The organism is Streptomyces olivaceus, assembly GCF_000721235.1.
Lineage (GTDB): Bacteria > Actinomycetota > Actinomycetes > Streptomycetales > Streptomycetaceae > Streptomyces > Streptomyces olivaceus.
In genome coordinates this window covers 124227-137387 of record NZ_JOFH01000023.1, presented here as the reverse complement: position 1 = coordinate 137387, position 13161 = coordinate 124227, and the positions used below count along the sequence as shown (strand labels likewise).

The window sequence follows — 13161 nt, the reverse complement described above, 5'->3', positions numbered from 1 at the left end:
CCGGGCACTGTGCGTCGCGGGCGCGCGTGACGGCCGGGGTCCGCGTCAGAGCAGGCCGCTCAGCGGCAGCACCCGCTCGGCGAGCCGCCCCCGCAGCCTCCCCTCGACGACCTCGCCGTCCGCGAGCCAGTCGGCGGCGACCAGCAGCCCGGCGTGCTCGGCGACGTCCCCGGGCGGCAGACCGCAGAGACCGGCGACCGCGTCGAGGCCGAGCCCCTCGTCCTCCCCGGCGCCGCCCAGACGGCCGTCGGGACGGCTGTGGGCGGCGGTGTACACGGCGAGCAGCCGGGTGGCGGCGCCCGACTTCTTCTTCCGGAGCTTCCGGTCGCCCACCGCCCGCTGCGCCCACCCCGAGAGCCTCGCCCGGGTGACCTTGCCGAAGGAGAACGGTCGCGGCGCGTCCAGCAGCAGCGACGGGACGGTGACCTGGACGGGCTCCTCGGGCCGGGCGTCCAGCACGTCGGCGGCGCCGACCTCGTCCGGCAGCCGCAGCCAGCCGGCGTCGACGAGTTGCTCCAGTACGCGCTCGGCGTCTCCCTGCAGCCAGCCGCCCAGGTCCTGCCCGGTGACGTTGCCGGTGCCGGCGCGCGCGGACCGCAGGGTGAGCATGAGCACCGCGAGCCGCGCCTGCGCGGTGGGAAGCGGTGCGTGGACCCGGACGTACTCCAGAACGCTGCGGCCGTGGGCGCCCTGGACCCGGGTCAGCAGCCGCTCGATCACCGGCCCGTCCCCGTCCGGCGCGAGGCCGAGGCGGTTCGCGTTCATCTCCCGGGTGGTCCGCGCGGCCGCCTCCGCCCGTTCCGCCTCCTCGCGCAGGGACGCGTCGTCGGCCACGGTGGCCCACGCGGCGAAGGCGCGGGCCTTGCGGTCGTGCAGTTCCGCGAGGACGGCGAGATCGGGTTCGGGGCTCCGCTGGTAGGCGCGGAACTCGTTCCCCAGGTCGACCAGTTCCTGCCGCAGGACGTCGGGCTGAAGGTCGTACGGCACGATCCGCTGCGCGATCTTCCCCCACGGCTTCTTCTCGCGCCCGCGCTCCCGGCCCTGCTCCCGGCGGCGCGGTGCGGCACCCGGGGCGGCGGTCCGGGCGCGCGGCACCGGCGCGGACCCGTCCCTCCGGGGCGGTGCGCCGGGCGGGACGGGGGAGGCGGGGGCGGCCGCAGGGGAGGGGCCGGGGGCGCGGTCGGAGAACGTCACCGCTGTCACACGTCCGCCGGTCGTCCCCCGGCCCGCCCCGGCGGCCGCCGCCCGCCGCGTACCGCCGCCTGTCCCTGCCGCCGCCGCTGCCGCCGCCGTACGGTCGCCGTCGGTGCCGTCGGCGAACAACTCGCCCCGGCCACCCGTGCCCGCGCTCACCCGATGCCGCCCTCTCCCTCGCCGACCTGCGATCTCCCGCACGCTACGTCGCGCCGTCGCACGGCTGGGGGTGTGCGCGGGGGTAGACCACACGTTCGGGTGACGATCCGCCCTCCGGCCCGGTCCCTACCTCGGCCCGTACTTCCGCCCCGTCCGCGAGGTGACCCCGCCCAGCAGCCCCCGCGGCACCAGCTTCGCGGCGCCCATCAGGGCCTTGTAGCGCGGGTCGGGGACGGAGACGGACCTGCCGCGGGAGAGGTCGGCGAGGGCCGCCGCGACGACGTTGTCCGCGTCGAGCCACATCCACTTCGGGATGTTGTCCGTGCCCATGCCGGCCCGCTCGTGGAACTCGGTGCGCACGAAACCGGGGCACAGGGCCATCAGCCGTACGCCGCTGCCGGCCAGGTCCTGCGCCACGCCCTGGGTGAACTGCACGACCCACGCCTTGGAGGCGCCGTACGTGCCGCGCGGGACGAAGGCGGCGGTCGAGGCGACGTTGACGACGCCGCCGCGGCCGCGTCGCCGCATGGCCTCCGCCGCCGCCGAGGTCAGCCGGAGCACCGCCTCGCAGTGCACCTTGAGCATGGTCAGCTCGTCGGCCGTGGAGACCTCCAGGAAACGGCCCTTGTTGCCGAAGCCGGCGTTGTTGATCAGCAGGTCGACGGGGTTCCTGCGGTCGTCCAGGCGGGCCGCCACCGCCTCGATGCCGGCGTCGGTGGCGAGGTCGGCCCTCAGTACCTCGGCCTCGATGCCGTGCCGGTCGTGCAACTCGGTCGCCTGTTCGCGCAGCCGCTCGGTGTCCCGGGCCACGAGGACCAGGTCGTGGCCGTCGGCCGCCAGCCGACGCGCGAACGCGGCGCCGATGCCCGCCGTCGATCCCGTAATCAGTGCCGTTGTCATGGCGCTAGGTTATGGGCCCGGAGCGGGCGGGCCCGCTTCGCTCACCGGTACCGGCGATCGTGCGGAACCGGTGAAGAAAGCGCTGGTGGCGGCTGGTGGAACGCCGTTCGGGACGGTCAGGCGCCGTACTGCCGCACGTACTTCCGTGCCTGCGCCAGCGCCTCCGGGTGCAGCGCCTCGCCCGCCGCGAGCAGGCGGGGGAGCAGATCGCGCTGGATCGTCACCGCCTTGAACTGCAGGGCCACGGTCACCTCGTGGTCGGGCCGGTGCACGATGCGCACCGGGTCGCCCGCGCGGATCTCGCCGGGCTCCACGACCCGGAAGTAGGCGCCCGGCGCGGCCTTCGCCATGAAGCGCTTCATCCACTGCCGCTCACCCATGTGGCCCTGGAAGGTCCGGCAGGGGATGCGGCCCGACGTCGCTTCGAGCAGCAGCTCGGGGCCGACCCGCCAGCGCTCGCCGATCAGGGTGCCGGAAACGTCCAGGCCCGTGGTGGTGAGGTTCTCGCCGAAGGTGCCGTTCGGCAGCGGGCGGCCCAGCTCGCGCTCCCAGGCGTCCAGGTCCTCGCGGGCCACCGCGTACACGGCCTGGTCCTCGCCGCCGTGGTGGCGGGTGTCGCAGACGGCGTCGCCGGCCAGTCCACTGCCTCCGGCGCCCTTCGCCCCGGGCGCCGCCACCCGCACGGGCCCGTCCGCGGGCCGCTTGTCGATGCCGGTGACCCCCTCGGGCTGGTCCGTGTACGGCACGGCCGTCGGACGGCCCAGATTGACGGAGAGGAGCTTCATGGCGGCACGGGTCATGAGCGAAACGGTAGAACAGGCGCGGTCAAAGCGGCTACGCGATATTCGCGGTCCGGTCAAAGGGCCGCTTATCCTCGGTGCCGTGATCGAGGCTCGTCATCTCCGCGTGCTGCGCGCCGTGGCATCGACCGGTTCCTTCTCCGCCGCCGGGCGCGAGCTGGGCTGCACCCAGCCCGCCGTCAGCCAGCAGATGAAGGCGCTGGAGTCCTCCGTCGGCACCCCGCTGCTGGTGCGCACCGGCCGCGAGATGCGGCTGACCCAGGCCGGGGAGGCGCTGGTGCGGCACGCCGCCGGGATCATCGCCGGGCTGACCGCGGCCGAGGAGGAGGTCGCCGCCATCGCCGGGCTGCGCGCCGGACGGGTGCGGCTGGTGTCCTTCCCCAGCGGCAGCTCCGCCCTCGTGCCCACCGCCCTGGCCGCGCTGCGCGCCGCGCACCCCGGCACCCGCGTCTCGCTGGAGGAGGCCGAGCCGCCCAACTCCGTCGAGCTGCTGCGCGAGGGCGACTGCGACGTGGCGCTCGCCTTCCGCTACGAGGACGCGGCGGGCGCGGAGGAATGGGACGACCTCGTCGTACGGCCGTTGCTGAGCGACCGGCTGGTGGCGCTGGTGCCCGAGGGGCACCGGCTCGCCCGTACGGACGGGGCCGGGTCCGTGGCCATCGGGGAGCTGGCCCGGGAGTCCTGGATCGCCGGCTGCCCGCGCTGCCGCGGCCAGCTGGTCGAGGTCTGCGAGGGCGCCGGCTTCACGCCCCGCATCGACTTCGCGACCGACGACTACCCGGCGGTGGTCGGCCTCGTCGGCGCCGGACTGGGCGTGGCCGTCCTGCCCCAGCTCGCCGTCGACTCCGTACGGCCCCGGGGCGTACGGACGGTGGCGCTGGAGCCGGCGGTGCGGCGGGAGATCGTCGCGCTCACCCTGCCCGACCTGGCCCAGGTGCCGGCGGTGGCGGCGACCCTGGACGAGCTGACCCGGGCGGGCGCCCGGCAGCCGGCGGCGCGCTGACCGTGCCGGAGGGCCGGCCGGCGGCCACGTCCGGAGAAACGTTCCTTCTGTGAGGTTCGGTCAGGTTCAGTGAGGTGAGCCCGCAGGCGCGACCGCCTCCCCGCCGGACGGTGCCGACGCCGCCACCAGGCGGTGCCGGGCGCGGCCCATCAGCTCTTCGCGCTCGTCCTCGGTCAGCCCGCCCCAGACGCCGTACGGCTCGCGCACCGCCAGCGCGTGGGCCGCGCACTCGGCGCGGACCGGGCACCTCATGCAGACCTCCTTGGCCGAGTTCTCGCGAGCACTCCGTGCCGCACCGCGTTCGCCTTCCGGATGGAAGAAGAGCGAGCTGTCCACCCCACGGCACGCAGCCAGGAGCTGCCAGTCCCACAGGTCCGCGTTCGGTCCGGGAAGGCGGGAGAAATCTGCCATTGCGTGACCCCTTGTTGCCGATATGAGTGGTTACGGGGATACAGCGTTCGCAACCGTACAACTACGATCTAAGGAGATGAAAATATGACTCATTGCGAATCTAGCCGCAGACACTGCCGAAGTGGAAGAAAAGCGGCTGAATGGGGCACTGGTTGTGATGAATCGGCGCGGGTCCGCCGCGCGTGTCTGCTGCGTGGCCGCCCCCTCACGTAGAGTGCCGAAGACGACACACAGCCCCGTAACTCTTTCGAGTGACCATCGTTAGGAGTGCGGAGGCGGTTGAAGGAACAAGTGCTCGGGCGGGCGTCCGGGACGGTCGACCGCACAGGTGACGATTTCGTACCAGCCTGGAGGCTCAACGTGACGCGCAAGAGCTGCGGAGGACGGCCATGACTTCCGTCCTCGTCTGCGACGACTCCCCGCTTGCCCGAGAGGCGCTGCGCCGGGCGGTCGCGACCGTGCCCGGCGTCGAACGCGTGACGACCGCCGCCAACGGCGAGGAAGTCCTCCGCCGCTGGGGCGCCGACCGCTCCGACCTGATCCTGATGGACGTGCGCATGCCCGGCCTGGGCGGCGTCGAGACCGTCCGGCGGCTGCTGTCCGCCGACCCCGGTGCGCGCATCATCATGCTCACGGTCGCCGAGGACCTGGACGGCGTGGCCCTCGCGGTCGCCGCAGGGGCCCGCGGCTACCTGCACAAGGACGCCTCGCGCGCCGAGCTGCGCGCCACGGTGACCCAGGCCCTGGCCGACCCGACCTGGCGGCTCGCCCCGCGCCGGCTGCGCTCGGCCGAGATGGGCGCCGCGCCCACGCTCACCGCGCGCGAGATCCAGGTCCTGGAGGGCATGAGCCACGGCCGCTCCAACGCGGAGATCGGCCGCGAGCTGTTCCTCTCCGAGGACACCGTCAAGACCCACGCCCGGCGGCTCTTCAAGAAGCTCGGCGCCTCGGACCGGGCGCACGCCGTGGCGCTCGGCTTCCGATGGGGCCTGGTCCGCTAGGAGCACCCCGTGTGGAGGCCGGTAAGGCCCGCCGGGGACGCGAGGATCCCCGCTTACCGCGAGGTGAGCGGGGGTGACAAGACGCCCCGCCGGGTGCCCGCTGCTCGTTTCGCCGCGGATGGCGCATCCTTGAGGTGTGGAGTTCCTCGGGGACGAGTCGGTCGAGCGGGAGGGGAGGGCGCAGGGGATGAGTGCCGGCGCACCTGCTCATAACGCTTCGGTGCACAACAACGGGCGCGGAGCCACGGATCGGACGGCCGCAGGGCACGATGGACCGATGCGTGACGACGAGGCGCCCCCCGACCAGGGGACGGTCGGTGGGCTCGTGCACCGCGCCGTCGACGGGGACGAGCAGGCCACGCACGACCTGCTCGCCCATGTCCACCCCCTGGCCCTGCGCTACTGCCGCACACGCCTGTCCCGGCTGCCCGGCGACGCCCGGCACTTCGTCGAGGACCTGGCCCAGGAGGTCTGCGTCGCGGTGCTCCTCGCGCTGCCCCGCTACAAGGACACCGGCCGCCCCTTCGAGGCGTTCGTCTTCGCCATCGCCGCCCACAAGGTCGCCGACCTGCAGCGCGCGGCGATGCGGCACCCCGGCTCGACCGCCGTCCCCTCCGACGAGATGCCCGAGCGGCCGGACGACTCCCTCGGTCCCGAGGAGCGCGCGCTGCTCAACAGCGACGCCGCCTGGGCCAAGAAACTGCTGGCCAACCTGCCCCAGAACCAGCGCGAGCTGCTGCTGCTGCGCATCGCCGTCGGCCTGACCGCCGAGGAGACCGGGCAGATGTTGGGAATGTCACCCGGCGCCGTGCGGGTCGCCCAGCATCGCGCGCTGAGCCGGCTGCGGGCGCTCGCGGAGCAGTAGCCGCCCGCCGCGCACGGCGCGACCGGGCGGTGAGCCGCCGCCGTGAACGGGCGGCGACCGCCGCCCGTACGAAGCTACGAAGAGTGCGGGCCGTCCCCGTCGTGGAATGAGCCACCTCCAGTTCCCGTTAGCATGGACATCCGCACCGATCAAGGCCATTTGGGGAAGGTGTCATGACTGCCAACGTCGACGGAGTGCCTGAGAAATTCGCGACCCTCGGGCTGACCTACGACGACGTGCTGCTGCTGCCGGGAGCGTCAGAGGTGCTCCCGAACGTGGTCGACACCTCGTCCCGCATCTCCCGCAACGTCGGGGTCAACATCCCGCTGCTCTCGGCGGCGATGGACAAGGTGACCGAGTCGCGCATGGCGATCGCCATGGCCCGCCAGGGCGGCGTCGGCGTGCTGCACCGCAACCTCTCCGTCGAGGACCAGGTCAACCAGGTGGACCTCGTCAAGCGGTCCGAGTCCGGCATGGTCACCGACCCGATCACGGTGCACCCCGAGGCGACCCTCGGCGAGGCGGACGCCCTGTGTGCCAAGTTCCGCATCAGCGGCGTCCCGGTCACCGACCCGGCCGGCAAGCTGCTCGGCATCGTCACCAACCGCGACATGGCCTTCGAGTCCGACCGCACGCGCCAGGTGCGCGAGGTCATGACGCCGATGCCGCTGGTCACCGGCAAGGTCGGCATCTCCGGCGTGGACGCCATGGAGCTGCTGCGCCGCCACAAGATCGAGAAGCTCCCGCTGGTCGACGACGAGGGCGTCCTCGAAGGCCTCATCACGGTCAAGGACTTCGTCAAGGCCGAGCAGTACCCGAACGCCGCCAAGGACTCCGAGGGCCGGCTGCTGGTCGGTGCCGCCGTCGGCGCCAGCCCCGAGGCGCTGGAGCGCGCCCAGGCCCTGGCCGCCGCGGGCGTGGACTTCCTGGTCGTCGACACCTCGCACGGCCACAACAGCAACGCCCTGAGCTGGATGGCGAAGATCAAGTCCAGCGTCGGCATCGACGTGATCGGCGGCAACGTCGCCACCCGTGACGGGGCCCAGGCCCTGATCGACGCGGGCGTCGACGGCATCAAGGTCGGCGTCGGCCCCGGTTCCATCTGTACGACCCGCGTCGTCGCCGGCATCGGCGTCCCGCAGGTCACCGCGATCTACGAGGCATCCCTCGCCGCCCGCGCCGCCGGGGTGCCGCTGATCGGCGACGGCGGCCTGCAGTACTCCGGCGACATCGGCAAGGCGCTCGCCGCCGGCGCCGACACCGTGATGCTGGGCAGCCTCCTCGCGGGCTGCGAGGAGTCGCCGGGCGAGCTGCAGTTCATCAACGGCAAGCAGTTCAAGTCGTACCGCGGCATGGGCTCGCTGGGCGCCATGCAGTCCCGCGGCCAGGGCCGGTCGTTCTCCAAGGACCGCTACTTCCAGGCCGAGGTCGCCTCCGACGACAAGCTCGTGCCCGAGGGCATCGAGGGCCAGGTCCCCTACCGCGGCCCGCTCGCCAACGTCCTGCACCAGCTCGTCGGCGGCCTGCGCCAGACCATGGGGTACGTCGGCGCCGCCACCATCGAGGAGATGGAGTCCAAGGGCCGCTTCGTGCGGATCACCTCCGCGGGCCTCAAGGAGAGCCACCCGCACGACATCCAGATGACGGTCGAGGCGCCGAACTACAGCCGCAGCAAGTAACCACGCAGGCAGCAGCCTCCCGAGGGCGGCTCCGGACCATCCGGGGCCGCCCTCAGCAGTGCCCCGGCGCACCCGTCGGGGATACTGGAAGGCGCCGCAACGCATCAGGGAAAGGCCACACACGTGACTGAGATCGAGATCGGGCGCGGCAAGCGCGGCCGCCGGGCGTACGCCTTCGACGACATCGCCGTCGTCCCCAGCCGCCGTACGCGGGACCCGAAGGAGGTCTCGATCGCCTGGCAGATCGACGCCTACCGTTTCGAGCTGCCGTTCCTGGCCGCTCCCATGGACTCGGTCGTCTCCCCGGCCACCGCCATCCGCATCGGCGAGCTGGGCGGCCTCGGCGTCCTCAACCTGGAAGGGCTCTGGACCCGGCACGAGGACCCGCAGGCGCTGCTCGACGAGGTCGTCGGCCTCGACGCGGACACCGCGACCCGCCGCCTCCAGGAGATCTACGCCGCTCCCATCAGGGAGGAGCTGATCGGGCAGCGCATCAAGGAGGTGCGCGACTCGGGCGTGGTCACCGCCGCCGCGCTCTCCCCGCAGCGCACCGCCCAGTTCTCCAAGGCCGTCGTGGACGCGGGCGTGGACATCTTCGTCATCCGCGGCACCACCGTCTCCGCGGAGCACGTCTCGGGCTCGCACGAGCCGCTGAACCTGAAGCAGTTCATCTACGAACTCGACGTCCCGGTGATCGTCGGCGGCTGCGCCACCTACACCGCCGCCCTGCACCTGATGCGCACCGGCGCCGCGGGCGTCCTCGTCGGCTTCGGCGGCGGCGCCGCCCACACCACGCGCAACGTGCTCGGCATCCAGGTGCCCATGGCCACCGCGGTCGCCGACGTGGCGGCGGCCCGCCGGGACTACATGGACGAGTCCGGCGGCCGGTACGTCCACGTCATCGCCGACGGCGGCGTCGGCTGGTCCGGCGACCTGCCCAAGGCCATCGCCTGCGGCGCGGACTCCGTGATGATGGGCTCCCCGCTGGCCCGGGCGACCGACGCGCCGGGCCAGGGCCACCACTGGGGCATGGAGGCCGTCAACGAGGAGCTGCCGCGAGGGCAGAAGGTCGACCTCGGCACGGTCGGCACCATCGAGGAGGTCCTCACCGGCCCGTCCCGCACCCCCGACGGCTCCATGAACTTCTTCGGCGCCCTGCGCCGCGCGATGGCGACCACCGGGTACAGCGAGCTGAAGGAGTTCCAGCGCGTCGAGGTGACGGTCGCGGACTCGCAGCACCGGCGGTAGTCCCTACGGGAAGTGCAGGGGCCGGTCACCCAGGCGGGGTGACCGGCCCCCTTCGCGCGCTCGGGGGCTCTTGAGGGGGCGCGCGACGTGGCGCGGGGGCGTGCGGTGGCGTTCGGGGCGAATACGCGGGGGAGGGCCGTGCCGGATCGGTAATGTCCCTGCTCGGCGACCCCGTTCTTTGGGGCGCCCCCTTCCAAGGAACCGTTCCGGACCCCGCTCCTCGGGGCCCGGCCCGAATTCCAGACGGACCGCCTCACCGGGACATGGGCGGCATCGTGGAAGGGGGCGCCCCATGGGCCGTCACCGCAAGCCCACTCGCTGGGACCTGATCCGTCTGCGGATGGTGAAGTTCCGGAGGAGGTGCATCTTGTGGATCTACGGGAAGTGAGCGGCCGCCCCCACGAGAACTAGGGGCGGACACTCCGATCACTTCTCTGGAGCCTGCCGCATTCCCAGTGCGGTGGGCTCCACCCGCCCCACCGTACCGGCGCAGCCGCCCTCCCACCAGCAGCACCGTGGCACGGTCGCTCCCGTGCGCCCCCGGCTCACAACCGGTGCGCTGCCCCCGTGGGTGTGGCTCCCCGGGTGTCCAGGAGGAGCTGGGCCTTGACCGAGAGGCCCTGGAGGTCGTACGTGCGGTGCTGCTGGAGGAGGATCGTGAGGTCGGCGTCGGCGGCGGCCTCGTAGAGGGAGTCGGCGCGGGGGACGGGGCGGTCGGCGACGTTCCAGGACGGGATGTGCGGGTCGTGGTAGCTCACCGCGGCGCCCATCGTCATCAGGCGGGTCGCGATCTCCTCGGCCGGGGTGGCCTGCTGGTCGGCGAGGTCGGCCTTGTAGGTGACTCCGAGGAGGAGGACGCGGGCGCCGCGCGCGGACTTGCCGTGCTCGTTGAGGAGGGCGGCGGCGCGCTGGACGACGTAGCGGGGCATCTGGGAGTTGACCTGCTGGGCCAGCTCCACCATGCGCAGGCTGTGCGGGGCCCGGCCGGTGAGGTCCTGGGCGACGGAGTGGCCGCCGACGCCGGGGCCCGGGCGGAAGGCCTGGAACCCGAACGGCTTGGTCTCCGCGCAGCGCAGGACGTCCCAGAGGTCGACGCCGAGGTCGTCGCAGAGCACGGCCATCTCGTTGACCAGGGCGATGTTCACGTGCCGGAAGTTGGTCTCCAGGAGCTGGACCGTCTCCGCCTCGCGGGGTCCCCGCGCGCGGACCACCTTGTCGGTGAGGCGGCTGTAGAAGGCGGCGGCCGACTCGGTGCAGGCCGGGGTGACGCCGCCGATGACCTTCGGGGTGTTGGCCGGGGTGAAGTCGCGGTTGCCGGGGTCGACACGGCTGGGGGAGTAGGCGAGGTGGAAGTCGCGGCCGGCGCGCAGCCCCGAGCCCTGCTCCAGGATCGGACGCAGGAACTCCTCCGTCGTCCCGGGCCGTACCGGCGACTCCAGGATCACCGTGGTGTGCGGGCGCATGTGGGCGGCCAGGGTGCGGGCCGCGGCCTCCACCTGGCCGAGGTCCAGGCCGCCGTCGGGGGCGGCCGGGGTGGGCGCGCAGATGACGGCGGTGCGGACGCGGCCCAGCTCGGCCGGTCCGGGCGGGGTGCGGAAGCCCGTGGCGAGCATCCGGCGCACCTCGGCGGGGGTGAGCGGATCGGCCTCGGGGCCGGTGCGGTAGCCGAGGGTGGGGATGCCGGCGGCGACGGCGGCCTGGGCCAGGGGCAGGCCGTACGGGCCGAGTCCGATGACGGCGAGATCTGCGGGCATGGCGTGGGCCGTCCTTCCCAGTAGCCGGAGCGGGACAGGTGCGCAAGCCCGGTGGACAGGATGGGCGAGCACAACGTCAGACTAGGAGTAAATATGACCGATATGTGGGATTGATTCGCGGGGTTTTGCCGAGTTTCCGCGAGTTCTGAGGCGGGTCGACGGGCCGACCCGGGGCCGGTGCGGAGTGAACGGGCGAGTTGTCCACAGGCGTGGGCGGCTCCGGGGCCCGGGTTGTCCACAGGTTGGGGCGTGCGGCTGCCGATCTCGGGCAGGCGGGTCAGAATCTGGGCATGGTGGGTACCAGGAACCGGGCTCGCCCGACGGGTGCGGCCGAGGCGACCGACAGCGGGAGGCAGCAGTGAGGACAGCGACCCTGGGGCCGGCGCAGCGCGCCGAGTCGCTCGCGGCCATGGCCGAGCGCGAACTGGACGTACTGGTGGTGGGCGCCGGCGTGGTCGGTGCGGGCACCGCGCTCGACGCCGTGACACGCGGCCTGTCCGTGGGCCTGGTGGAGGCCCGGGACTGGGCGTCCGGCACCTCCAGCAGGTCCAGCAAGCTGATCCACGGCGGCCTGCGCTACCTGGAGATGCTCGACTTCGCGCTCGTCCGGGAGGCGCTGAAGGAGCGCGGGCTGCTGCTCGAGCGGCTCGCACCGCACCTGGTGAAGCCGGTGCCGTTCCTGTACCCGCTGCAGCACAAGGGCTGGGAGCGGCTCTACGCGGGCTCGGGCGTCGCGCTCTACGACGCCATGTCCATGGCCCGCGGTCACGGCCGGGGTCTGCCGATGCACCGCCACCTGAGCCGCGGCCGCGCCCTGCGGGTGGCGCCCGCCCTGAAGAAGGACGCGCTGGTCGGCGCGCTCCAGTACTACGACGCACAGGTGGACGACGCCCGCTTCGTGGCCACCCTGGTGCGCACGGCGGCGGCGTACGGCGCCCAGGTCGCCAACCACGCGCGGGTCACCTCCTTCCTGCGCGAGGGCGAGCGGGTGGTCGGCGCGCGGGTGCAGGACGTCGAGGCGGGCGGGGAGTACGAGGTCCGCGCCAAACAGGTGGTGAACGCGTCCGGGGTCTGGACCGACGACACCCAGTCGCTGGTCGGGGAGCGCGGCCAGTTCCACGTCCGCGCCTCCAAGGGCATCCACCTGGTCGTGCCCAAGGACCGCATCCACTCCAGCACCGGCCTGATCCTGCGCACCGAGAAGTCCGTGCTGTTCGTCATCCCCTGGGGCCGGCACTGGATCATCGGCACCACGGACACCGACTGGGACCTGGACAAGGCCCACCCGGCCGCGTCCAGCGCCGACATCGACTACCTCCTGGAGCACGTCAACGCGGTGCTGTCGGTGCCGCTCACCCGCGACGACGTCGAGGGCGTGTACGCGGGGCTGCGCCCGCTGCTGGCCGGCGAGTCCGACGCCACCAGCAAGCTGTCGCGCGAGCACACCGTCGCGCACCCGGTGCCCGGCCTGGTCGTCGTGGCGGGCGGCAAGTACACGACGTACCGGGTGATGGCCAAGGACGCCGTGGACGAGGCGGTGCACGGGCTCGACCTGCGGGTCGCCGACAGCGTCACCGAGGAGACGCCGCTGCTGGGCGCCGAGGGCTACCAGGCGCTGTGGAACGCGCGGGCGCGGATCGCCGCCCGCACCGGCCTGCACGTGGTGCGCGTGGAGCACCTGCTCAACCGGTACGGGGCGCTGGCCGAGGAAGTGCTGCAACTCGTCGCGGAGGACCCGTCGCTGGGCGCGCCGCTGCAGGCCGCCGACGACTACCTGCGCGCCGAGGTCGTCTACGCCGCCTCGCACGAGGGTGCCCGGCACCTGGACGACGTGCTGACCCGGCGCACCCGCATCTCCATCGAGACCTTCGACCGCGGCACGCGCAGCGCCCGCGAGGCCGCCGAACTGATGGCACCGGTGCTGGGCTGGGACAAGAACCAGATCGAACGGGAAGTGCAGCACTACGAGAAGCGGGTCGAGGCCGAACGGGAGTCGCAGCGCCAGCCGGACGACCTGACGGCCGACGCGGCGAGGCTGGGGGCGCCGGACATCGCGGCGCGCTAGGGCCCGTCCGGCCCTGCTCGTCCGCCGCGCGACGCCATGCGCGCGGTCTTGCCGTGCCGGGCTCCGCGAGGCCGCCCTCCGG

Annotated in this window: 11 protein-coding genes; 6 read left to right on the top strand and 5 right to left on the bottom strand. The window is 73.1% G+C overall.

Annotation, left to right across the window (positions count from 1 at the left end):
• Window positions 1–45: 45 nt before the first annotated feature.
• The 3 genes from IG94_RS0125060 to IG94_RS0125050 form a co-directional block, all read right to left on the bottom strand.
• Window positions 46–1353 carry a hypothetical protein gene (locus IG94_RS0125060; RefSeq protein ID WP_031041391.1) on the bottom strand — a complete coding sequence of 436 codons (1308 nt, stop codon included), beginning with the start codon at window positions 1351–1353 and terminating at the stop codon, window positions 46–48.
• A 126-nt stretch (window positions 1354–1479) separates the two neighbouring features.
• Window positions 1480–2253: an SDR family NAD(P)-dependent oxidoreductase gene (locus IG94_RS0125055; RefSeq protein WP_031041389.1), complete on the bottom strand. Its 774-nt coding sequence runs from the start codon at window positions 2251–2253 to the stop codon at window positions 1480–1482.
• Between the two features lie 116 nt (window positions 2254–2369).
• Window positions 2370–3038, bottom strand: a complete 669-nt coding sequence (locus IG94_RS0125050; RefSeq protein WP_031041386.1) for an MOSC domain-containing protein — start codon at window positions 3036–3038, stop codon at window positions 2370–2372.
• A 97-nt stretch (window positions 3039–3135) separates the two neighbouring features.
• On the opposite strand from IG94_RS0125050, the gene IG94_RS0125045 reads away from it, so the two are divergent.
• The gene (locus tag IG94_RS0125045) at window positions 3136–4056 is read left to right on the top strand and encodes a LysR family transcriptional regulator (protein ID WP_031041383.1); all 921 of its coding nucleotides are present in this window, start codon (window positions 3136–3138) and stop codon (window positions 4054–4056) included.
• Window positions 4057–4122: 66 nt separating this feature from the next.
• Here IG94_RS0125045 and IG94_RS0125040 read toward each other — a convergent pair whose 3' ends face one another.
• Window positions 4123–4467, bottom strand: coding sequence for a WhiB family transcriptional regulator (locus IG94_RS0125040; protein ID WP_031041381.1), 345 nt, complete (start codon window positions 4465–4467; stop codon window positions 4123–4125).
• Window positions 4468–4856: 389 nt separating this feature from the next.
• Between IG94_RS0125040 and IG94_RS0125035 the strand changes: the two genes are divergently transcribed.
• The 4 genes from IG94_RS0125035 to IG94_RS0125020 all read left to right on the top strand — a co-directional run bounded on the left by IG94_RS0125035 (window position 4857) and on the right by IG94_RS0125020 (window position 9260).
• Window positions 4857–5468 (top strand): response regulator transcription factor, encoded by a 612-nt coding sequence (locus tag IG94_RS0125035; RefSeq protein WP_003948568.1) that lies wholly within the window; start codon window positions 4857–4859, stop codon window positions 5466–5468.
• Between the two features lie 277 nt (window positions 5469–5745).
• A complete protein-coding gene (locus IG94_RS0125030; protein WP_030400271.1) occupies window positions 5746–6333 on the top strand; it encodes a sigma-70 family RNA polymerase sigma factor in 588 nt (195 codons plus the stop codon).
• Between the two features lie 173 nt (window positions 6334–6506).
• Entirely contained in the window at window positions 6507–8012 is a 1506-nt protein-coding gene (gene guaB / locus IG94_RS0125025; RefSeq protein WP_031041378.1) for an IMP dehydrogenase, read from the top strand.
• Window positions 8013–8135: 123 nt separating this feature from the next.
• On the top strand, window positions 8136–9260 hold the full coding sequence (locus IG94_RS0125020; protein WP_031041375.1) for a GuaB3 family IMP dehydrogenase-related protein: 1125 nt from the start codon (window positions 8136–8138) through the stop codon (window positions 9258–9260).
• Between the two features lie 545 nt (window positions 9261–9805).
• Here the strand turns inward: IG94_RS0125020 and IG94_RS0125010 are convergent.
• A complete protein-coding gene (locus IG94_RS0125010) occupies window positions 9806–11014 on the bottom strand; it encodes a nucleotide sugar dehydrogenase (protein ID WP_031041372.1) in 1209 nt (402 codons plus the stop codon).
• A gap of 358 nt (window positions 11015–11372) precedes the next feature.
• On the opposite strand from IG94_RS0125010, the gene IG94_RS0125005 reads away from it, so the two are divergent.
• Window positions 11373–13079, top strand: coding sequence for a glycerol-3-phosphate dehydrogenase/oxidase (locus IG94_RS0125005; RefSeq protein ID WP_031041369.1), 1707 nt, complete (start codon window positions 11373–11375; stop codon window positions 13077–13079).
• The last annotated feature ends 82 nt before the right edge of the window (window positions 13080–13161 follow it).